Source organism: Streptomyces sp. NBC_00988, from assembly GCF_045162645.1.
In the GTDB taxonomy this organism is placed as follows: Bacteria; Actinomycetota; Actinomycetes; order Streptomycetales; family Streptomycetaceae; genus Streptomyces.
Window position 1 is genome coordinate 3,113,094 of record NZ_CP108730.1, and the last position, 20,832, is coordinate 3,133,925.

Below are 20,832 nucleotides of genomic sequence, written 5' to 3' on the forward strand. Positions count from 1 at the left end.
CGTTTGAGTACGCGTACTCATGTCGTACGACGTGACGGGCGCCACACTCCGAGTCATGACGCACATTCCGCCCCCGGCCGTGGAGCTGGGGATCCTGGACGCCGAGCTGCGCCAACTGGACGCCCGGCGGACCCAGTTGCTGCACCGGCGAGCCTGGCTGCTGACCGTGCTCCAGCCGGTCCGGTCCGCACCCGTGCTGTCGCCGCCGCCCGCCGTACCGCCCCGGCGGGAGGCCACCGCACCGAGCGTGCAGAACGTGCTGCTCCTGCTCGGCGCCACCCTGCTCACCCTCGCCGCGATCGCGTTCACGCTGGTCAGCTGGGGCAGCATCGGGATCGCCGGCCGGGCGCTGGTGCTCGGCGCGGTGACCCTGGCGACGCTCGGCGCACCCGTCGTGCTGCTGCGGCGGGGCCTGCGCTCCACGGCCGAGTCGCTCGCGGGCCTCGGTCTCGTGCTGACGGTGCTGGACGCCTACGCGCTGCATGAAGTCGCGTTCCCGGACGGGGACGGCGTGACCTTCGCGGCAGCGGCGGCGACGGTGCTGACAGCGGTCTGGGCGGCGTACGGCATCGGACTCGCAGCACTCCCGGGCCCGACCGTCACCCGCCCCGGTCCGAGCACCGCACCATCCACCCCACCGGCTCTCCTCCTCCCCCTCCCCGCTGCGCTCACTGTCGCCCAACTCCCCTTGTTTCTCTGGGCGATCGCGGCCGGCGGGGGCCCGCACACGATCACGGCCGCGCTGCTGCTGACCGCCGTGACCGACATGGTTGTCGCGCTCCGGGTCTCCCCGAAGGCCGTTCGTCTCGTCGCCGCAGGCGGGGCGTTCGGCATGGGCGGCTGGGGCGTGCTGGCGGCCGGCGTGCTCTCTTTGGACGCGACCGGTCCGGGCGCCGCCGCCCGTGCGGCGGCGCTCTTCACTCTCGCGGCGGCGGGCGCGTTCGGCGCCGCGTGGCTGGCGACCGGCCGGGGACTGAGGACGAGTACGGCCGCGGCGGGCGGCCTGTTCCTGGTCGCCGCGCTCGGTGGCATGCTGCGCGCGTCACTGCCTGCCGACTGGACGGTTCCTGGCTATCTGGCGTGTGGGGTCGCCCTGTTGACGCTCGTACGGGGTCGGCTCCCCGAGCCCGTACGTCACGGTCTCGGCTGGGCCTCCGGCGCCGTACAAGCGAGCGCAGTGCTGTGGACGATGCCGGTCGTCGGGGTCACCCTGCTCGGTCCGGCCGCGTGGTTGTCGCACGCCTGGTCCGGTGTACCGGGCGACGCCCGTGACGCGGCGGCGACGGGCGCCTTCTGGCCGGCGCATGCCACCACAACTCCCCTGGTACTCGCGGCGGTTGCGGCGGTCCTGGCCCGCACGGTCCGCAACGCCGAGTGGCAGCCCCAGGCACGGACCGCCGCACTGACCCTGGCCTGGGCGACGGCGATCACCGTCCCGACCACGCTCCAACTTCCGTACAGCGTCAGCCTGTTGACGCAGGGGCTCGCGATCATCGCCCTTCTCACCCTCGCACATCGCGCCGCGACACTCCTCGCCCTGCTCACCTCCCTCAGCCTGGCCGCCCTGTCCCTGGCCACGGAGTCGGCCACACTCGCCGTACTCGTGTCCCTGACCGCCGTGTTCGCGGTGGCCGCCCGACGCGGCCGACTCGCACCGGCGACCGCCGCCACCTCGCTCGGCTACGCCACGGCCCTCGCCTGCGCCGTGGGCGCCGCCCTCGACTGGCAGCCGCAGCACATCGCGCTGCTGGTACTCGCCGTACCGGCGACCGCCGCGCTGCTCGCCGCGCGTATCGGCGACCCGGCCACCAGGACGGCCGTCGAGATCACGGGGGCCGCCTCAGGCCTGGTCGCCATCGGTCTCGCCGGGGCCGAACCACCCATGCTCGCCCTGGTGTTGGCCCTCTGCGGAGTGATCGCGGCCGGCACGGCGCTACGGCCCGAGCGCAGGAGCTTCGGCTACGCGGCCGCCGCCCTGTTCGTCCTCGCCACCTGGGTACGGCTGTCCGCGTGGGACGTCGGCAGCCCCGAGGCGTACACCCTGCCGGTGACCGTCCCTGCGCTGCTGGTGGGCGCGTTGCGCAGGCGCCGCGACCCGAACGCCTCGTCCTGGACGGCGTACGGCCCCGGGCTCGCCGCCACGCTCGCGCCGAGCCTCCTCGCGGCCTGGGCCGACGCGCACTGGACGCGCCCGCTGCTGCTGGGCACGGCCGCACTGCTGGTCACACTGGTCGGCGCGCGGCACCGCCTCCAGGCACCGCTCGTCCTCGGCGGCGCCACCCTCGTGCTGGACACGCTGCACGAACTCGCCCCGTACCTCGCCCAGGCCATCGGCGCCCTGCCCCGCTGGGCACCTCCCGCCCTCGCCGGAGCCCTGCTGCTCGCGCTCGGCGCGACGTACGAGCAGCGGATCCGGGACGCGCGGCGGGTGCGGGAGGTGCTGGGGAAGATGAACTAGCCCTGAACTAGGGCATCTTGTCGCCGAGCAGCGCCAGGTTCTCGATGGCGGCGAGGCCGTACAGCGCGGTGTCGTTCGAGGACACCCATGCGGCCTCGCCGCCCGGGACGAGCGTGATCGGGCCGGTCAACGGCTCCGTCTTCCACGGGGACGACTCCATGTAGCCGTCGGAGCCGTAGAACTTGGTCCACGCCCGCTTGGCGAGTGTCGCGTCACCGAGTTGTACGGCGGCATAGGCGTCGAGGCGTGAGTGGCCCTGGAAGAGCAGCAGGGTGCCGAAGTTGGAGCCGTAGCGTGCCGCCTGTTCCGTCTTGGAGGCGTTGAAGTAACGGCAGTAATCCATGTACACCTCCTTGAACTTGGGCATGTCGACGAGGTGAATCAGCTCCGCGCAGAGCTCGTTGAGGCCGAAGACGGCCGAGAGGTGCGAGACGGAGACGACGGGTGCGGAGGCGACGGCGAACTTGCCGGTGTCGAGGTCGTACAGACCGCTCCCCTGCACAAATCCGTTGGGCTGAGCGGCGATTGTCTCCATCGTCGACAGGACGCGCGCCTTCGCCTTCTCCCACTTGGGGCCCCTGCGCTCCCACTCGGTCAGCCACGCCGACACCAACCCGCTCCAGTCCGTGCCGAATCCGATCGACAGGGCGTGCCGGTCGGGGGTGTACGGCGCGGTGCGGATCTTGCGGATCGGGTCGAGGACGAGGAACGTCTCGTCGGAGTCGACGTTCGCCGCCATGAGGTCGCCGACGCGTTCGTCGGCGGTGAGGAAGTAGTAGTAGCGCCGGTAGGTGGTGTTGGCGATGCGCTGCTGCTTGGCGCTATCGGCGTAGTGCTGGACGCCGTGCCGGGTGCCCAGGCCGGCCCACTGTCCGAGGTGGTAGACGTCGACCTCGCCGGTGTGCCGGGTGAGCGCCTCGGCGAAGCGGAAGATGTCCGAGCGGCCCGAGCGGATGTACGCGAACCAGAGCCAGATGTCGGGCGACAGCTCGGAGTTGTCCCAGGCGTAGCCACCGATGTCGTACCGCCACTGGTGGCGCACGGTGTCGTAGGAGTGCATGAAGTCGCCGTAGTCCCAGAAGCCGTACCAACGGCGTTGCGCCACCTGGTCCTTGTAGTAGGTGAAGAGGAAGTCGAGGTGGTCCTCGATCTTCGCCTTGGCGGTGGTGGAGCGGTCGGGCTCGGAGTAGAGGCCGGGGCCGAAGACCTTGGACTTGATCAACTGCTGTGGTGGGGCGGCGAGTTGGGGCAACACCCTGACGGCGCCCACCTGTTGGGCGAGGGCCTCCGGCGTCGGCGTCGACTCGTTGGCCCAGAAGAGGAGTTCGGAGGTGCGGGCGATGCCGTAGGGGGTGCCGAATTCGGGTTCGTAGTCCTCGTAGGTGATTTCGAGGCCTTCGAGCTGCTTGGCGTACGTGTCCTGGCCCATGCCGTCGTGGTAGAAGCGCAGGTCCATCGGCTGGGCCTCGGGTGACCAGAGCCAGAGGGTGACCTCGGCCTCGTCGGTGTGGGCGTCGCGGATGTCGAGCTGCGCGGGGAACTTCTCCCAGAAGTCCCGCAGCCCGAAGGAGAATCCGCCGCTCGCCCCGCCGACGTACCCGAATCCGGAGGCGTGTCCGCCACCGCCGGCGGGGATCCAGCCGTGGCCCTTCGTGGTGCGCTTGCGCAGGGTGAAGCCGTCGGCGGAGAGCTGGGAGAGGGTGTAGTCGCCCCACTTGGGGATGTACTGGAGGCGGCTCGTGACGCGTTGGTCCCAGGTGGACGGGTCGGCGAGCTTCTGGCCCGCGTACTGGGCCGCCTGGACGGTCGCGCCCGGGTCGCGGCGCAACCCCGTGATGCCCTGAACTGCCTCGCGCAGCAGGCCGGTTCCTTCGCCGCCGATGCGGATGTGACGGTCGTAGGCCGCGTCCCGCATCGGCACAGTGAAGCGGACTCCCAGCCCGCGGATGAAGTCACCGCTCGCCTTGCCCGGTTCCACCGTGCCGTCGAAGGTGATCGTGTGCACCATGCGGAAGGAGTCGGCGCCCGCGTAGAAGTAGAGACGGATCGAGAACGGCAGCCAACTCCGGCCGCCCTTACGGTGTTTGCCATCGATGCGGACCACCGCCCTTACCGGGCCGTCCTGCTCGACAGTGACCTCGCCGATCACCCCGTCGAAGCGCTCGGTCTTCACCGCGCCCTGGTCCTCGTCCTCGATCTCGGGCTGGCGGATGAGGACGAGCCGGCCGTTCTTCGCGATCTCCGTGCCACCCCGGGTGACCGACTTGACGATGGTGGAGCCGTTTTTGCCGATCTTCGCGGTGATGACCCCGGTCGACACGTCGATGGTGCCGCCGCTCTTGTCGACGGTGACCTTCTTGTCGGGGGCGGCCGTGTCCCCGGCGGTGAGGGTGAGCCTGCCGGAGCCCGAACTCACCGCGTGGGCCGTCCACTTGAGGGAGCCGTCGGGCCAGTAGGCGATCGGCCAGGACTGCACCGGCACGGCCGTACCCTCGGCGTCCGTCAGCGCGAAGGTCTGGTCCTCCTGGTAGGTGCCCATCGGCCACGGCACACCGACCGTCGAACCGGGCGCGGCGCCGAGACCGCCGTCCTCCAGCCAGTCGAGGGTCACCGGGTCGCCGTCGGCCGCCGCGGCTCTCGGCGCGGCCTGGGCATCCTTCGCACCCAGCGCCCAGCTGAACTGCGCGGCGGCTCCTGCGACGGCGGCCGCCTTGAGCAGGGACCTGCGGGGAATGGGAGACATGACCTGTCCTTTCCGTGCGGGAAGCTTTCTTCAAGTCCGTCTGGTCAGGGGCATGACAGATAGAGGTACGACGCCGGGAACGCGTCGACCTGATGCGAGGGCACCGCCCGTCAGCGGCGCCGGTACCGCTCCTCCACGGCGACGGTCGCCGCGGCGACGGCCCCCAGCACGGGGACCGCCAGCGGTGCGATGAGCAGGGCGGAACAGCCGACTAGGACCAGCCCGCCCACGAGCAGGAAGGAACCGGCGGGGTCGAGCACCGTACGGCGACCGGCCTCGGCGAGGAGCGCCCGCCAGGTCTCCCCGGGCGCCCACACCGCCGCCGCGCGCATCCCGGCGACGACGATCCCGAGCAACGCGAACACCCCGACGGCACCGACGAGTTGCCCACCGGGCAGCCCGGCACGCACGGCCTGGACGTCCACCCATACGGCGGCCGCCACGCCCCACCCGGCAACCCCGACGACCCACCCGCCGCGCACCGCCACGCGGAAGTCCGCGACGAACTCCCGCCAGCCACCGCCCACATGACCGGTGCGGCGCCTCAAGTGCCGTGCCCCGGCAGCGAACGCGGCGGGATACGTGACAACTCCCGCCGACGCGACGGCGATCCACACCCCGGTGAGCAGACATTCGGCGAACACCCCGAACCGCTCGGCGAAGACCGACTCCCTGCGTGCCCTCACGCGTGCTTCGGCCACCGTCTCAGCCCTTCAGTCCGGAGGTCGCCATACCGTCGATCAGGTACCGCTGGAAGGCGAGGAAGAACAGCAGCACCGGCAGCAGCGCGACGAGGGACATGGCGATCATGCCGCCGTAGTTCGCGGCCACGCCGTCGGAGTCGCGGAACATCATCAGGCCCAGCGAAACGGTGTATTTTCCGGGCTCGTTGAGGTAGATCAGCGGGCCCATGAAGTCGTTCCAGGCGTTGATGAAGGTGAAGATCGCGCTGGTGATGAGCGCGGGCCGGCACAGCGGCAGCACGATCGACCAGTAGATGCGCAGGTGCCCGCAGCCGTCGAGCCGGGCGGCCTCGTCCAGTTCCTTCGGCAGGTTGCGCATGAACTGCACCATGAGGAAGACGAAGAAGGCCTCGGTCGCCAGGTACTTGCCGAGCAGCAACGGGACGTAGGTGTTGACCAGTTGGAGCTTCTGGAACATCACGTACTGCGGGATCAGCAGCACGTGGTACGGCAGCAGGAGCGTGCCGATCATCAGCGAGAAGAGCAGGTTGCGGCCGGCGAACCGGATGCGGGCGAAGGCGTAGGCCGTCAGGGAGCAGGAGATGAGGATGCCGACGACCGAACCGAGGGCGTAGAAGAGGGAGTTCTGGAAGAAGGTCCAGATCGAGATGTCGGCGATGCCCTTGGCCAGGCCCTTGAAGTTGGCGAGGATCGGGTGCCCGGGGAAAAGCTGCAGGCTGTTGATGACGTCCTTGCTCGGCTTGAACGAGGCGCCGATGACCCAGACGACCGGGTAGAGGACGACGGCGAGGACGGCCAGCGCTCCGACGTGCCAGACGAGCGAGCCGGTGCGCTTGCGCCCCAGCCCCGGGGACTTCGGGACAGCGGTGGCACTCGTCGAACGGCTCATCGGGCGTCCTCCTCGTAGTGCACCCACTTCTTCTGCGACCAGAAGAGGACGGCCGTCACGAGCGCCACGGCGAGCAGCAGCATCCACGCCATCGCGGACGCGAAGCCCATCTGGGCGTTCTTGAAGCCCTGTTGGTAGAGGTAACAGGTGTAGACGAGGGTGGCGTCGGCCGGTCCGCACTGGGAGTTGGAGACGACGTACGCGGAGCCGAAGATCTGGAAGGAATGGATGGTCTCCAGCAGCACGTTGAAGAACAGCACCGGGGAGATCATCGGCAGCGTGATGTTCCAGAACCGGCGGAAGGGTCCGGCCCCGTCCATCGCGGCGGCCTCGTACAACTCCCTCGGCACCTGCTTGAGCCCGGCGAGGAAGATGACCATCGGCGCACCGAACTGCCAGACGGTGAGCGCGACCAGGGAGTAGAGGATCCAGTCGGGGTCACCGACCCAGCCGCCGACATGGGAACCGAACAACGACTGCGTACGGTCCACCACGGCGCCGTCGGAGAACAGCGTCCGCCAGACGAAGCCGATCGAGACGCTCGCGCCGATGAGCGAGGGGGCGTAGAAGGCGGCCCGGTAGAGGGCCTGGCCGCGGCGGCTCTGGGCGAGCAGCATGGCGACGCCGAGGGCGAGGAGCAGTTTCAGCGGGGTGCCGATGACGACGTATTTCGCCGTCACCTCGACCGACTTCTGCCACCGGGGGTCGTCGAACATCCGGGTGAAGTTGTCGAAGCCGATCCACTTGGGGCTGTCGAAGAGGTTGTAGTCGGTGAACGCGAAGTAGAGGGAGGCGACCATGGGGCCGGCGGTCAGCAGCAGGAAGCCGGCGATCCACGGGGACATGAAGAGGTAGCCGGCGAGGTTCTCGCGGCGCCCCCGCCGCTTCTTGGCGGCGGGGGTGGCGGAGCGGGTCTGCCGGGTGTCGGGCGGAGCGTCGACGAGCGTCACGGCGGTTCCCATCAGGCGGAGAAGGCGGCCTGCGCCTCGGAGAAGAACTGCTTCACCGCGTCGGCGACCTTGGTCTTGCCCAGCGCCATGTCCCCGCCGATGCGCAGGAAGGCGGACTCGGCGGTGTCGGCGCCGGACGGGTGCGGAGTGATCGTCCCGAGGACACCGGCCTTGGCGGTGTCCACCTCGTACTGGGCGATCTCCTTCTGGACGGTGTCGGTCGGCTTGAACGCGTCGTACTGGTCGGTGGTCGCGAGGATGCCCCGGTCGTAGCCCATGATCTTGCCGACCGCGGGGTCGTGGACCATGAAGTCGATGAACTGGGCGACCTCCTTCGGGTGCTTGGTGCGCGCGGAGCCGCTGAGCATCAGGGACGCGAGGTACTGGCCGGTGTCCTTGCCGTCGGTGGTGGGGATCGGCGCGAGGCCGTAGTCGCTGGCGCCCTCCGCCGTGTAGCGGACGGTGAAGTTGTCCCAGGTGAATTCCGAGGCGCCGTGTCCGGCCGAGAGCGAGGACTTGGGGGTGTCCTGGGCGACGACCTTCGGGGAGGTGACGATCCCGGCCTTCACCCGGCCGTATCCGTCCGTCCACCAATCCGTCAGATCCGACTCCTCGAAACCGAGTCCGTCCTTGGTGAAGAACGCCTTGCCGTTCTGCCGGAGGTAGAGGTCGTACAGGTACATGATGCTGAAGTAGCCCGTGTCCCCGGGGACTCCGGTCCTGTCGTGGATCGTCTTGAGGGCCTTGAAGTACTCGTCCCAGGTCCAGCCCGCGGCGGGGTCGACACCCGCCTTCGCGTAGACCTTCTTGTCGATGACCAGCGCCATGGTGTTCGAACCGACCGGAACACCGAGCTGCTTGCCGTCGACCTCGCCGACCTTCACGACGCCCGCGCGGAAGTGATCCAGGCTCAGATTCCCCGCGTCGATCTGTGACCTGAGATCGAGCAGGATGCCTCTCTTGTCGTACTTCCGAAGAAATCCCACGGCGTTCTGGAATACGTCCGGTGGATTTCCGCCCGCGGCCTGCGTCTGGAACTTCTCCCAGAAAGAGGGATAGTCCTGAAAGTCCGTCTTCACCTTGATCTTCGGATACTTCTTCTCGAAGAGCGCGATGGACTGATTGATCTTTTTCGCCCGCTCCTCGGCACCCCACCACGAGTAACGGATCGTCACATTCCCGTCCGCGGACGTGCCGTCGTTCCCGCCGCACCCCGTCGCCGCCAGCCCCAGCGTGACCGCCGAGACCCCGCCGGCCTTCAGGACCGTACGCCTCTCCACATTCGTGCCGGTTCCCATGATGGGCCCTCCCCGTAGCGTCGTTGCCACCTGCATGAATCGTTTCAAGTAAGCGCTTGCTGGCACAAGGTACGGAGGCCCTCGGGGTGCGTCAATGATTCGGACAGGAATTTCTTGTGGACCGGCTGAGTGCTACGACGGCGCCGCCGGGCGCGTTGCGGGAGCGACGGGACGGATACCGCAGGTGAGGCGCGCGTGGCCGGTCGGCCGAACAGGAAGCGGCCTGCCGTGCCCGGCCGCCGGGCGGCCGGAAAACGCCTGCGCGGTGGGGAGTTGACGACGCGGTCCGGTGACTGAACGACGACGGCCCGCCTGTGTGATCACAGGCGGGCCGTCGGTCCGGGTGGGCGATACTGGGTTCGAACCAGTGACCTCTTCGGTGTGAACGAAGCGCTCTCCCACTGAGCTAATCGCCCGGGCGCACGGAGAACATTACCCCATGTCAGCGGGTGCCCCGACCAGCGCCGGAAGGCCCCCGGAGGCCGTCAGCGGGTCACTGGTCCTTGATCTTCCAGGGCATCACGACGCCGAACTTCCAGACGTAGACACCGACAAGAGCGACCACGATGACCAGGCCGATCGAGGTCAGGACGATGTTGCGGCGGCGTACGGCGGGGTCGAGCGCGCGCTGTGCCGCCTCGGTCACCTTGCGCTTCGTCCAGCGGAGCACCAGCTGGGCCCAGACGAACTCGGTCGCCCAGATCGCCATGCCGCCGAAGATCACGACCCAGCCGGGTCCCGGCAGCGGCAGCATGATGATGCCGGCGACGACGACCGCGAGGCCGATGACGAAGACGCCGACCTGCCAGCTCAGATGCAGCGCACGGCGGGCCTTGATGAATTCAGGCGCCTTGGAACCGAGCCCTTGCCCGTCCCGCGCCCCGTCCGCCCGCGTCTCGCCGGCCGCCCCGTCGGACGCCACGACAACCTCACCCGGCTCGTCACTCCCCGTATTCATACGGACAAACCCTACCCGAGGGAAACCAGTCACCGGAATGGCCCCACGGAGCGATCGAGCCCTCGGCCGGAAGAGTTACGTAAAGGCACGCAAAACACTCAGAGGGGTTTACAACGGCACCGTAGGTGGCATGTCGATTTCGCCGACGTGCGAATCCCCGAGCGCACACTGAGCGAAAGGCCCTGGCGCTTATGAACACCACGGTCAGCTGCGAGCTGCACCTGCGCCTCGTTGTGTCGAGCGAGTCATCCCTGCCTGTCCCCGCAGGCCTGCGGTACGACACGGCCGACCCCTACGCCGTGCACGCCACCTTCCACACCGGAGCCGAGGAGACCGTCGAGTGGGTGTTCGCCCGCGACCTTCTCGCGGAGGGCCTCCACCGGCCCACCGGCACCGGCGACGTCCGTGTCTGGCCATCCCGTAGTCACGGTCAGGGCGTCGTCTGCATCGCGCTGAGCTCTCCCGAGGGCGAAGCCCTGCTGGAGGCTCCCGCGCGGGCTCTGGAGTCCTTCCTGAAGCGGACGGACGCCGCCGTGCCACCTGGCACGGAGCACCGGCACTTCGACCTGGATCAGGAGCTGTCGCACATCCTGGCGGAGAGCTAGAGCGAGGTCCCAACCAAGCCGCCCGGCGCCGTCCGAACTCGGGGAGACGGCTCGGGCCCAGACAACCGCATAGGGCACACACCGGCGCCGTCGCCGCGATTCGTCGCGGGGGCGGCGCCGGTGCGCGTGCCGACCCGGACCCCGGCGACTCCCCCGCGGTCCGCCGTCCGCGCGGCTCTCCCCGGTCCGGGGAACCGCGAGGGGCACGGTCCCGTTCTTAGAGACAGCGGGCCGCCCTCCGGGAAGCCACTACCATCGGCCAGCATCGGCGGGCGCCCGCCCGACCCCCAGGCCAGGGAGCGAAACGTGCTGATCACCCACGACACCCGGTGTGCCCTCGACACCGTGGTCGATCTGGTGAACACCGCACCGGAGGACGCCGCGGCGCCGGACGGACTGCAGGATGTCGCGCTGCTCGCGGAATTCGTACGAAACCACGAGATCAGCGATGTCGGGGTGCTGTCGGAGTTCGACCTCTCCGCCGTGCGCAAGATCCGCGGCCGGTTCACCGCGGTCTTCTCGGCCCCGGATCCCCGGACCGCCGCCGGGCTGATCAACGACCTGGTCGCCGCCGCGGGCACCACACCCCGGCTCACGGACCACGACGGCTACGACTGGCACGTGCACTACTTCGCGCCGGGCGCGTCGGTCGCCGACCATCTCGCCGCCGACTGCGGGATGGCGCTCGCGTTCTTCGTGGTGGCCGGCGAGGAGGAGCGGCTGCGCCGCTGCGAGGCCCCGGACTGCCGGCGCGCCTTCGTCGACCTCTCCCGGAACCGCTCCCGCAGGTACTGCGACAGCCGGACCTGCGGGAACAGGCTGCACGTGGCCGCGTACCGGGCACGGCGCAAGGAAGCGGCGGGCTGACCCGCCCGGCTTGAAGGGCTCGATGAGTTCGTGGCCCCCGGCGGGTGACGTCGGGGACCACGAGTACGGCTCACAGCATCAGCAGGTCGTGCAGCGAGGCCATGAGCAGCAGACACCCGATCACCGCTAGGAAGATCATCAGCGGTGGCTGGGAAAGGGCGAAAAGGCACCCGCGCGGCTCGTCCTTCGGCGGCGCGGCGTCGCTCTGTGTCGTGTCCAGCATCTCGCCGCGATGATGACGTAGCGGAGGCCTCCGGCGCGATCAACACGCCCGTTATGAGAGGGAGTTCGCCGGATTCCGTGATGTCCGTTTCGAGTCGCGACGACTCCTGAACGCTTACCGGCGGACCTGGCTCACTCTGTGTCGTTTCAGTCGCGGTCCCGTCCGACCGTCATATGCCGTGCTTCTTCAGGATGGCCTCGATGTCGCTGAAGTCGTCCCCGCTCTGCGCGCGGGGCGCTGCCGCGGGCCGGGTCGCCGGGCGCTTGGCCGGACCCAGGGAGGGGGCGGAGGCCGCCGGAGCCACCGCGTCCGACTGGGCTGAGGCTCGGGCCGCCTTGCGTTCCTTGCGGGTGCCGCCACCGCCACGACGGCGCTCCACGGCACGCGTGCCCGTGAAGAGCAGCCAGGCACCGCCCAGCACCACGAAACCCGCCCAGGCCGTAGGACTGAACGCGGTGTCGGCCGCCCAGCCGACGACCCCGGTCATCACCAGGCCGACCGGCACCAGCGAATAGGCGGCGATACGGGCGGCGGAGAGAAAACGCTTGCGGTACGCCGTGACCGCCGCGATGCCCAGGCCGGCCGCGGAGACGGCGGAACAGACGGTCTCGGCAATCATCCGGTCCTCCAGGCATCGTTCGGTCTGCAGATCTCGGTCGCGCCCGGTCCGGTCGGGCACGCTCCCGTCACGCGGGTGCGTGCCGGGCACGTCCAGTCCGCACAGGCGCCGGTCGGGCACGTTTCGGGTCGGGCAGCGTGCGGTCGACCGGGCAGCGCGCACTTTCGTCCCTTCCATCCTGCACCGTCCGGTCCCCGGGAGGCCATGCCCCGGGAGGACATCAGGGACATCTCCGGGTCGCATCCTCCCCAGGTGCCGGTCGGCGTCGTACGAGTGCGGCCCGTGGTCCCGGTTGGGGCGGCGCGGCCGGGGCTGGGAGACTGGGCTCATGAGTGACCTCCCCTCCGTGCGCACCCCCGTCCTCGACGTCTGGTGCGAGCTCCAGTGCCCGGACTGCGACACCGCCCTGGACGATGTACGCGCCCTGCGGGCCCGCTACGGCGACCGGCTGGAGGTGCGGCTGCGGCACTTCCCGCTGGAGAAGCACAAGCACGCGTTCGCCGCCGCGCAGGCCGCCGAGGAAGCCGTGGAACAGGGGCGGGGCTGGGACTACGTCGAGGCCGTGCTCGGCCGGGTCGCGGAGCTGGACCGCAAGGGAGAACCCTTCCTGGTCGAGGTGGCCGGTGAACTCGGTCTGGACGCCGAGGAGTTCGACACCGCCCTGATCGACGGCCGGCACATCCTGATCGTCGACGCCGACCAGGCCGAGGGCAAGGCCATCGGCGTCACCAGCACCCCGACGTACGTGATCGGCGGCGAACTTCTCGACGGCGGCAAGAGCCAGGACGGGCTCCGCGCCCGCATCGAGGAGATCGCCGACCGGTTGCTCACCGGGGGCGAGTGAGCCTCGTACTCGGTGTCAGAGCAGGCTCTTGTACAGGTGGTAGGTGACCGGCTCGTAGCCGAGTGACTCGTAGAGCCGCTCGGCCGGGGTGTTGCCCGCGAAGACGTTCAGCCGGATGGTCGGCAGACCGGCCGCGATGCCCTGCGCCTCGGCCAGGAGCATCAGGGTGCGGCCGTGGCCCCTGCCCCGATGGCGCGCGTCGGCCTCGACCTCGTAGACGAAGGCCTTGCCGTCGCGGGGGCCGGTCCAGAGCGTGCCCACCGGGGTGCCCCCGTGCTCCAGGACGCTGAAGAGCATGTCCGCCGTGGCGAGTCCGTCGGGCAGCAGATCGGCATTGCCCTGCAGAGCCCTGGTCCGGGCCTCGGCCTCGGGCACCCCGCGCTCGGTCCAGCTCAGGATGAAGTTCTCCGTCCCGAGGTTCTCCCACGGGCCGTACTCCTCCTGGGTCATGGGCCGACACCGGCTCCCCGCGGGCAGTTCGGGCGCGATGTCGCCGAGGGGCTTCTCCATGTGGCGGTTGCGGACGACGTAGCCGAGGTTGGCCGCCATCTTGAGGGCCACCTCCGCCTCCGCGGGCACGGATGCCTCGATCCGCTCGCAGCCCCAGCCCCGCACCACCTCCTCGGCGGCGAGCGCGGCCACGGTGCCCCGGCCGCGTCGGCCGTCCTGCTCTTCGATACGCAGGTCCAGGATCTGGGCCACCGAGTCGCCGAAGAACGGACTCGTGCCGAGGTGTATCTCGCCGACGGGACGGCTGTTCACACACACCTGGTAGCGGCGTGAACGCGTCCCGTCGGCCTCGCGCTGAAGCGGCTCGGTCGGCCGCAGGGTCGTGGTCATCAGGTGTGTTCTACCCGACTCAGAGCTCCGGGTCAGCCTCTTAAAAGAGGCCTTTATGGATCAAGGTCGTCGCCCGACCGCTCGTCGAACACGCGCATGGCCTTGGCGGTCACCGGACCTGCCGTACCCGGGAGTTGACGCTCGTCCACCAGGTGAACGGCCTGTACGTCCCGCAGCGACGACGTGAGGAAGACCTCGTCGGCGCGTTCCAGGACGTCCAGCGGGAGGTCGGTCTCCTTGGCGCCGGTCCATTCGACGGTCAGGGCGCGGGTGATGCCGGCGAGACAGCCGGAGGTGACCGGCGGGGTGTGGATCTCGCCGTCCAGGACGACGAAGACGTTCGACCCTGTGCCCTCGCAGAGTTGGCCGACCGTGTTGGCGAACAGGGCCTCGGAGGCGCCGTGTTGGTGGGCGCGGGCGAGGGCGACGACGTTCTCGGCGTACGACGTCGTCTTGAGGCCGGTGAGGGCGCCGCGTTCGTTGCGGGTCCAGGGGACCGTGACGGCGGCCGTGGAGTCGGGGCGGCGGCTCGCCTCGCCGAGGGCGACCACGAGGGTCGGGCCGTGCTCGCCGCGGTCGGAGCCGAGGGGGCCGTGGCCGCCGGTGTACGTGATGCGGAGCCGGCCGAACGACAGCGGGTTGGCGTCGAGGACGGCCGCGCAGCCGCGGCGGACCTCGTCCAGGTCGGGGTCGGGCAGCCCGAGGCCGCGCGCGGAACGGGTCAGCCGGTCGAGATGGCGGGTCAGCGCGAACGTCTTGCCGTCCGTCGCCTTCACCGTCTCGAAAATGCCGTCGCCCACGGTCAGTCCGTGGTCGAAGACGGAGACACGGGCGGACTCGATGTCCTGCAGCCCGCCGTCGAGCCAGATCTTCATGAAAGAGCCTCTCCGCTCACCTCGTACGCGCCCGACGCTATCGCGAGCAGCCGTGACGCCTTCAGCTCGGTCTCCCGCCACTCCCCCTCGGGGTCCGAGCCCCAGGTGATGCCCGCGCCGGTGCCGAAGCGCAGCATGCCGTCGGCGCGGTCGATCCAGAAGGTGCGGATTCCTACGGCCAGTTCGCCTGTCCCCCGGTCCGCGTCGACCCAGCCGATGCCTCCGCAGTAGGGGCCCCGGGGCGCGGTCTCCAGGGCGTCGATGATGCGCAGGGCACTGGACTTGGGCGCGCCGGTGACACTCCCGGGCGGAAAGGTGGCGGCCAGCAGCTCCGGCCAACCGGCGTCCGCGGGCAGCTCACCCCGCACCGTCGACACGAGGTGGACCAGGCCGGGGTGCTTCTCGACGACGCACAGGTCCGGCACGGTCACGGTCCCCGTGGCGCAGACGCGGCCGAGGTCGTTGCGGACCAGGTCCACGATCATCACGTTCTCGGCGTAGTCCTTCTGCAGCAGGTCCGCCTCCGTCCGCCCGGTGCCCTTGATCGGGCCCGACTCGACGACCCGGCCGGTGCGGCGGAGGAAGAGTTCGGGTGAGGCGGTGGCTGTCTCCACGCCATGCTCGGGCAGCCGGATCGTTCCTGCGTACGGCGCCGGGTTGCCGCGTGCGAGCAGGGCGGTGAGGGCGTCCACGTCGGCGTCGGAGGCGACGGGCGCGGACAGGACGCGGCACAGGTTCGCCTGGTAGACCTCGCCGGCCGCGATGTGGTCCCGGATGCGGCGGACGCCGGCGGTGTAGGCGGCGCGGTCGAGGGAGGAGGTCCAGGCCTCGGTCGCGGGGCCGTGCCAGGCGCCGGGGGCGGGCGCCGGGACCGGTTCGTGCCGTACGTCGCGGAAGCGCGCGCAGGTCAGACGGCCCTCGAAGTCGGCCGCGACCGACCAGAAGCCGGTGGAGTCCAGGGCCGCGGGGTCGCTGGTGACATCGAGGAGACCGGTGGCGACACGGCCGCCGAAACGGGCGAGAGGGGTGAGGCGGGACACGCCGTCGAGTCTATGGCGGGTGTCTCACAGGTTGCCCGGCCATGTCACCGCGGGTGCCCTGACCATGCGTTCCCGTAGTCGCAGGCCAGCACGCTGCACAAACGCGTTTTTGTGCTGGCCCCGGAATCCGCTAGAGTTCAACTCGTCGCCGCGACGCGCAAGCCGAGCGGAAACGACAAGCGGACGTAGCTCAGTTGGTAGAGCGCAACCTTGCCAAGGTTGAGGTCGCCAGTTCGAACCTGGTCGTCCGCTCGCAGGAAAGTGGGGGATCTTCCCGAACCCCTACGCTCCTGGTGGAGTGGCCGAGAGGCGAGGCAACGGCCTGCAAAGCCGTCTACACGGGTTCAAATCCCGTCTCCACCTCCAAGGACGATTAGCTCAGCGGGAGAGCGCTTCCCTGACACGGAAGAGGTCACTGGTTCAATCCCAGTATCGTCCACTGGTCCGCAAGGATCCCCGCGCGATTAGCTCAGCGGGAGAGCGCTTCCCTGACACGGAAGAGGTCACTGGTTCAATCCCAGTATCGCGCACGCACCGCCCATGATCCCCGGATCGTGGTCCCGAGGACGATTAGCTCAGCGGGAGAGCGCTTCCCTGACACGGAAGAGGTCACTGGTTCAATCCCAGTATCGTCCACACACCGAAGCCCCCGGCGCTCACCGCGTCCGGGGGCTTCTCCGTGTGCCGGTCAGCTGGAGAACAGCATGTGGCCGAAGCTCTTGTGGCGGTGGTGGCTGCCGTGACCGCCGTAATGGCCACCGCCGCCGTGACCGCCGCCGTGCGGGGCGCCCCAGGCGGGCGCGGACGGGGCGGGGTAGGCCTGCGGGCCCGGGGGCGGCGGGGCGGGCTGCTGCCACTGCGACTCCACGCGGGTCAGCGCCTCCAACTCGCCGTAGTCGAGGAAGATCCCCCGGCAGTTGCTGCACTGCTCGATCTGGACACCGTTGCGGTTGTACGTCTGCATCTGCGCGTGACACTTCGGACACTGCATGCTCGGCTCAACTCCTCGCCCGTTGGTACTTCTTCGTGTTTCCCCAGGACAGACTCCGTCCGACCCCGGTCGGTTGCACCCTACTTCGCGGATCCGGGCGCCAACTCGGCCGGTACGGAACCCATTCGGTCACACGCGTCCACGACCGCCCGCTCCACCTCGTCCAGCGGGCGGTCCGCCGCGACCGCCTTGACGATCGCCAGGGCCGCGGTCTGCACGGTGAGCGCCCGGGCCGGGACGTCCAGGGCGGGCCAGGGGTCGCCGTCCGCGGGGACGGCCGGGCCGCCCGCCGCACGGTACGCGGTGAGGAAGCGGGTCCACTCGTCGGGCGGGAGCAGACCGCAGGCGTACCAGGCGGCGGGGCGGGCGAGATCCCAACCGGGGACTCCTACGCCCAGGTCGTCGACGTCGATCAGCAGCCAGGGGCCGTCGGGGGCCGGGTGGCGGACGAGTTGGCCGAGGTGCAGGTCGCCATGGCAGAGGGTGGTGGTGTCGGGCTGGGATGCCTCCGCGCGGGCCCAGGCGGGGAGCCGCGTCCAGGCGCGCAGGACGGGGGCGGCTGCGGGGTGGGGGCCCGCCTCGCGGAGCCGGGTGATCGCGCGGGCCGCCTTGAGGGGGCCTCGCATGGGTGGGAGCGGGGTGGGGGGCGGGGTGCGGTGGAGGAGGGCGAGGAGGGTGGCCGCCGCTTCCCAGGGGGCCGCGTCCGGGTCGTCCGGGTCTACGGGGGTGCCGTAGGGCCAGCAGGTCACCCAGCGATCGTGCAGGTGGACGGGGGTGGGGTCGAGCGGGGGCAGGAGGATGCCGGGGAGGCGGGCGGCCGTGGTGAGGCGGGCGGTGAGGTCGGTGGGGTCCGTGTGCGGGGCGTGGGCCTTCGCGACGGTGTCCTCGTGGCGGACGACTGTGCCGTCGGGGCGGTCGGTGAGGGTGGTGGTCGCTCCGCAGGGGCAGGGTTCTGTGCGCGCGTGGGCCGTGGTCCTGGCTCGGGCGGTGAGGTCGGAGAGCAAGGGGGTGGCGGTCACTGGGCTTCCTGGGGGCGGGCGACGGGTCTCGTCGCGAGCGTACGGGGTGGTGCGGGGGTGGGGTTCTACGGCGGGTTCGGGCGGCCTGTGCGGGTGGGTGGGCCTGGGGTTTTCGCCCCCGCCGCCCCTACCCGTCCCATCCCCAGGGGCTGCCGCCCCTTCGACCCCGCCTGGGGCTGCGCCCCAGACCCCCTTCGGCCTGAACGGCCTCGTCCTCAAACGCCGGACGGGCTGAAAGCGCCGACCGGTGCCGAGAAGAATCCGTAAAAGGGCAAAGCAAAGCCGGCGCAGCTCCCCAGCTGCGCCGGCTTTTTTTGCCGTCCGCCGCACCCCCGTCCCCACGGGGTTTCATGGGTTGATGTCCCCGCCCGGACCGCTCTTCCGGGCCTGGGGTCGCCGCTCAGCGCCCCAGCATCACTCCCACGGACGACGCCTGTGTGGCCACGGTCTCCCAGCCGTCGAAGACGACGAGGAGCAGGACCGCCAGGGGAAGTGCCATCAAGGTCGCCACCAGTGGGTGGCGACGGCCCGTGCGGCGGGTGCGGAACGCTGCGTTGTACGCCTTGCGTCCTTCTTCGCGGATCAATGCCCGCGGTGCCGTGTGGGCCATGGTCCCTCTCCTGACCGTGCTCCGTTGACCGAACTCAGTTGTCGTTGGCAGCGGCGGGTGTCTGACCTCGGGGGACGAGTGCTGCACCCGCCGCTTGACCTCAAATCTAGGCGTGCGGCGGGTGCGGGTCGTCATGCCCTCGTACCGATTGGCGGGCCTCCCGGAGGATGAGCAATGACCTGCGAACTACTCCCCTGGGTGGAGACCGGGTCCTACGTCTCGGGGTCTTCCCGGAGGGGTAGTCCGGTGTGCCCCGCTTTCTCTGAGCTGTCCTCGCGCGGGACCGGCTGCTCGACCAGGGCGAGGACTCTGGTCGCCATGAAGCGGGCGGTACGGACGACGGAGCCACTGCGGGTGACTTCGCTCACTTCTACGACACCTCGTCGTACCGCCGTCTCCACCCGACGGCCCGCCCTGCTCGCCACCACCTCGTAGGTACGTGTTGTGTCGCCGGCGTCCACCACTATCTCGACGCGATCACCCTTCACGCGCTCAATCCCCCTTCTGTGATGGTTGGTTGGGGTCCGAGGTGATGTGAAGTCCTGCTGCTCGCAACGCCTCTGACCACCCTTCAAGTTTCCCACCCAGCACTGACAATCCGTCGGTCCGAGAGGGCGCGGCCTTTGCGCGCGGGCGCCCGTGGAAACGTAAGCTGTCGCTCGTCACACGGACCGGGCAGCGGGGATGAACATGGCGATGATGCGCCTGAGGCGCGAGGACCCGCGCGTCGTCGGCTCGTTCAGGCTTCACAGACGGCTCGGCGCGGGCGGAATGGGTGTCGTCTATCTGGGCTCCGACCGCAAGGGTCAGCGGGTCGCGCTGAAGGTCATCCGGCCGGATCTGGCGGAGGACCAGGAGTTCCGTTCGCGGTTCGCGCGCGAGGTATCGGCCGCTCGGCGGATTCGCGGGGGATGTACTGCCCGGCTGGTCGCCGCGGACCTCGACGCCGATCGGCCGTGGTTCGCCACTCAGTACGTGCCCGGGCCCTCCCTGCACGACAAGGTCGCCGACGAGGGTGCGCTGGGAGCGGCCGAGGTCGCCGCTATCGGGGCCGCCCTGTCCGAGGGGCTCGTCGCGGTGCACGAGGCCGGGGTCGTCCACCGGGATCTCAAGCCGTCGAACATCCTCCTCTCCCCCAAGGGTCCGCGGATCATCGACTTCGGTATCGCCTGGGCGACCGGTGCGTCGACGCTCACGCATGTCGGTACGGCCGTGGGTTCGCCCGGGTTCCTCGCGCCCGAGCAGGTGCGGGGGGCGGCCGTCACGCCCGCGACGGATGTGTTCTCGCTCGGGGCCACGCTCGCGTACGCCTCGACCTCCGACTCGCCCTTCGGGCACGGTAGTTCCGAGGTCATGCTGTACCGCGTGGTGCACGAGGAGGCGCAGCTGCACGGGGTGCCGGACGCGCTCGCGCCGCTCGTCCGCGCGTGCCTCGCGAAGGATCCCGAGGAGCGGCCCAGCACGCTTCAACTGTCCCTGCGGCTCAAGGAGATCGCCGCTCGCGAGGCTCAGGGCATGGCTGATGTGCGGCCGCCCGGGCCGCGTGCCGCGGAGGCGGATCGGCCTACCGGGCGGCTCACCGACAGTTATCCGGAGCAGCAGCGCACCCAGAGTCAGCGGCGGCCGCAAAATCCTCAGGGTCCTCAGGGGACACCGGCGCCTCGTGGTGCTGCTCCGCCGTCCCGGGGTGGCGGTGGTCCGTCGCGTGGGGGTGGCGGTGGGGGTGTGGTGCCGTCGCGTGGCGGTGGGGTGCCGTCCCGGCCGGGTTCTCCTCGGCCTACTCCGGCGGGGCGTAACACCACCCGGTCCGGTAGTGGGAGTCGGCCCGCGCCTCGTAGTGGTGCCGGGCGGGCTGGGCCGCGGACTACGGGGACCGGGCGGCGGCCTGCGAATCCGCGGTTGCTTCGGCAGCGGTTGTTCGTGTTCGTCGTGGTGACGTTGCTGGTCGCGCTGGGGATCGCGGTGGCTCAGGGGTGTTCGGGGCCGGCTCATGGGCTTGGGCGTACGGGAGATGGTGTGCGGCAGGGGCATGGGAGTGTCGTGCGGGCGGATGGTCCGGGGTCGGACGGGTTCGGCGAGTAGTGGGGGGCCGGTGGTGGTTTTCGCCCCCGCCGCCCCTACCCGTCCCATCCCCAGGGGCTGCCGCCCCTTCCGCCCCGCCTGGGGGCTGCGCCCCCAGACCCCCATCGGCCTGAACGGCCTCGTCCTCAAACGCCGGACGGGCTGAATTACGCGGGCCTGTGTTGAGAGGTACCGGACGGGCTCGATCTGCCGACCTGCACTGCATGGCGGACGTCGA

At 70.1% G+C, this 20,832-nt stretch carries 20 protein-coding genes and 6 tRNA genes; 10 read left to right on the forward strand and 16 right to left on the reverse strand.

The features are described 5' to 3' along the window. The first annotated feature begins 19 nt into the window (after nt 1–19). A complete protein-coding gene (locus OG496_RS14090) occupies nt 20–2,458 on the forward strand; it encodes an SCO7613 C-terminal domain-containing membrane protein (RefSeq protein WP_405971102.1) in 2,439 nt (812 codons plus the stop codon). Between the two features lie 7 nt (nt 2,459–2,465). Here the strand turns inward: OG496_RS14090 and OG496_RS14095 are convergent, their stop codons facing one another. From OG496_RS14095 to OG496_RS14125, 7 genes are all read right to left on the reverse strand, one after another. Continuing rightward, on the reverse strand, nt 2,466–5,201 hold the full coding sequence (locus tag OG496_RS14095; RefSeq protein ID WP_405971103.1) for a Tat pathway signal sequence domain protein: 2,736 nt from the start codon (nt 5,199–5,201) through the stop codon (nt 2,466–2,468). Between the two features lie 110 nt (nt 5,202–5,311). After that, the gene (locus OG496_RS14100; protein ID WP_405971104.1) at nt 5,312–5,902 is read right to left on the reverse strand and encodes a hypothetical protein; all 591 of its coding nucleotides are present in this window, start codon (nt 5,900–5,902) and stop codon (nt 5,312–5,314) included. A 4-nt stretch (nt 5,903–5,906) separates the two neighbouring features. Beyond that, on the reverse strand, nt 5,907–6,794 hold the full coding sequence (locus tag OG496_RS14105) for a carbohydrate ABC transporter permease (RefSeq protein WP_366495527.1): 888 nt from the start codon (nt 6,792–6,794) through the stop codon (nt 5,907–5,909). After that, nucleotides 6,791–7,756 (reverse strand): carbohydrate ABC transporter permease, encoded by a 966-nt coding sequence (locus tag OG496_RS14110; protein ID WP_405971105.1) that lies wholly within the window; start codon nt 7,754–7,756, stop codon nt 6,791–6,793. Before OG496_RS14110 ends, OG496_RS14105 begins: the two co-directional genes overlap by 4 nt. Next, nucleotides 7,756–9,042: an ABC transporter substrate-binding protein gene (locus OG496_RS14115; protein ID WP_405971106.1), complete on the reverse strand. Its 1,287-nt coding sequence runs from the start codon at nt 9,040–9,042 to the stop codon at nt 7,756–7,758. Before OG496_RS14115 ends, OG496_RS14110 begins: the two co-directional genes overlap by 1 nt. 344 nt (nt 9,043–9,386) lie before the next feature. Beyond that, nucleotides 9,387–9,458 (reverse strand) — tRNA-Val (locus OG496_RS14120). A gap of 77 nt (nt 9,459–9,535) precedes the next feature. Next, nucleotides 9,536–10,000, reverse strand: coding sequence for a TIGR02611 family protein (locus OG496_RS14125; RefSeq protein WP_366495530.1), 465 nt, complete (start codon nt 9,998–10,000; stop codon nt 9,536–9,538). Between the two features lie 191 nt (nt 10,001–10,191). Here OG496_RS14125 and OG496_RS14130 point away from each other — a divergent pair, with 191 nt between their 5' ends. Beyond that, a complete protein-coding gene (locus tag OG496_RS14130) occupies nt 10,192–10,605 on the forward strand; it encodes an SsgA family sporulation/cell division regulator (RefSeq protein WP_004002642.1) in 414 nt (137 codons plus the stop codon). A gap of 306 nt (nt 10,606–10,911) precedes the next feature. Then, a complete protein-coding gene (locus OG496_RS14135; protein ID WP_366495531.1) occupies nt 10,912–11,472 on the forward strand; it encodes a CGNR zinc finger domain-containing protein in 561 nt (186 codons plus the stop codon). Nucleotides 11,473–11,542: 70 nt separating this feature from the next. Here the strand turns inward: OG496_RS14135 and OG496_RS14140 are convergent, their stop codons facing one another. Then, nucleotides 11,543–11,695, reverse strand: coding sequence for a hypothetical protein (locus tag OG496_RS14140; RefSeq protein WP_019059824.1), 153 nt, complete (start codon nt 11,693–11,695; stop codon nt 11,543–11,545). Between the two features lie 169 nt (nt 11,696–11,864). After that, complete coding sequence (locus OG496_RS14145; RefSeq protein ID WP_366495532.1) at nt 11,865–12,314, reverse strand: hypothetical protein; 450 nt, start codon at nt 12,312–12,314, stop codon at nt 11,865–11,867. Between the two features lie 328 nt (nt 12,315–12,642). Here OG496_RS14145 and OG496_RS14150 point away from each other — a divergent pair, with 328 nt between their 5' ends. Then, entirely contained in the window at nt 12,643–13,158 is a 516-nt protein-coding gene (locus tag OG496_RS14150) for a DsbA family protein (protein WP_405971107.1), read from the forward strand. 15 nt (nt 13,159–13,173) lie between these two features. On the opposite strand, the gene OG496_RS14155 is transcribed toward OG496_RS14150, so the two are convergent. The 3 genes from OG496_RS14155 to OG496_RS14165 are packed head-to-tail and all read right to left on the reverse strand — an operon-like array spanning nt 13,174 to nt 15,913. Continuing rightward, entirely contained in the window at nt 13,174–13,998 is an 825-nt protein-coding gene (locus OG496_RS14155) for a GNAT family N-acetyltransferase (protein ID WP_405971108.1), read from the reverse strand. A gap of 53 nt (nt 13,999–14,051) precedes the next feature. Continuing rightward, a complete protein-coding gene (locus OG496_RS14160) occupies nt 14,052–14,873 on the reverse strand; it encodes an aminotransferase class IV (RefSeq protein ID WP_405971109.1) in 822 nt (273 codons plus the stop codon). Continuing rightward, nucleotides 14,870–15,913, reverse strand: a complete 1,044-nt coding sequence (locus tag OG496_RS14165; protein WP_405971110.1) for a chorismate-binding protein — start codon at nt 15,911–15,913, stop codon at nt 14,870–14,872. The genes OG496_RS14160 and OG496_RS14165 overlap by 4 nt, the downstream gene beginning before the upstream one ends. A gap of 179 nt (nt 15,914–16,092) precedes the next feature. On the opposite strand from OG496_RS14165, the gene OG496_RS14170 reads away from it, so the two are divergent. The 5 genes from OG496_RS14170 (at nt 16,093) to OG496_RS14190 (ending at nt 16,549) form a co-directional block, all read left to right on the forward strand. Then, nucleotides 16,093–16,165 (forward strand) — tRNA-Gly (locus OG496_RS14170). A gap of 40 nt (nt 16,166–16,205) precedes the next feature. Further along, nucleotides 16,206–16,279 (forward strand) — tRNA-Cys (locus OG496_RS14175). Nucleotide 16,280: 1 nt separating this feature from the next. Next, nucleotides 16,281–16,352, forward strand: a tRNA-Val gene (locus OG496_RS14180). A gap of 19 nt (nt 16,353–16,371) precedes the next feature. Continuing rightward, a tRNA-Val gene (locus OG496_RS14185) sits at nt 16,372–16,443 on the forward strand. A gap of 34 nt (nt 16,444–16,477) precedes the next feature. Further along, a tRNA-Val gene (locus tag OG496_RS14190) sits at nt 16,478–16,549 on the forward strand. 52 nt (nt 16,550–16,601) lie between these two features. Here OG496_RS14190 and OG496_RS14195 read toward each other — a convergent pair. The 4 genes from OG496_RS14195 to OG496_RS14210 all read right to left on the reverse strand — a co-directional run bounded on the left by OG496_RS14195 (nt 16,602) and on the right by OG496_RS14210 (nt 19,021). Then, nucleotides 16,602–16,904, reverse strand: a complete 303-nt coding sequence (locus OG496_RS14195; RefSeq protein ID WP_405971111.1) for a zf-TFIIB domain-containing protein — start codon at nt 16,902–16,904, stop codon at nt 16,602–16,604. A gap of 80 nt (nt 16,905–16,984) precedes the next feature. Further along, a complete protein-coding gene (locus OG496_RS14200) occupies nt 16,985–17,923 on the reverse strand; it encodes a phosphotransferase family protein (protein ID WP_405971112.1) in 939 nt (312 codons plus the stop codon). A gap of 400 nt (nt 17,924–18,323) precedes the next feature. Continuing rightward, nucleotides 18,324–18,533: a hypothetical protein gene (locus tag OG496_RS14205; RefSeq protein ID WP_026178166.1), complete on the reverse strand. Its 210-nt coding sequence runs from the start codon at nt 18,531–18,533 to the stop codon at nt 18,324–18,326. 212 nt (nt 18,534–18,745) lie between these two features. Then, nucleotides 18,746–19,021: a hypothetical protein gene (locus tag OG496_RS14210; protein ID WP_033282228.1), complete on the reverse strand. Its 276-nt coding sequence runs from the start codon at nt 19,019–19,021 to the stop codon at nt 18,746–18,748. Between the two features lie 196 nt (nt 19,022–19,217). Between OG496_RS14210 and OG496_RS14215 the strand changes: the two genes are divergently transcribed. After that, nucleotides 19,218–20,615 (forward strand): serine/threonine-protein kinase, encoded by a 1,398-nt coding sequence (locus OG496_RS14215; protein ID WP_405971113.1) that lies wholly within the window; start codon nt 19,218–19,220, stop codon nt 20,613–20,615. Nucleotides 20,616–20,832: the final 217 nt, after the last annotated feature.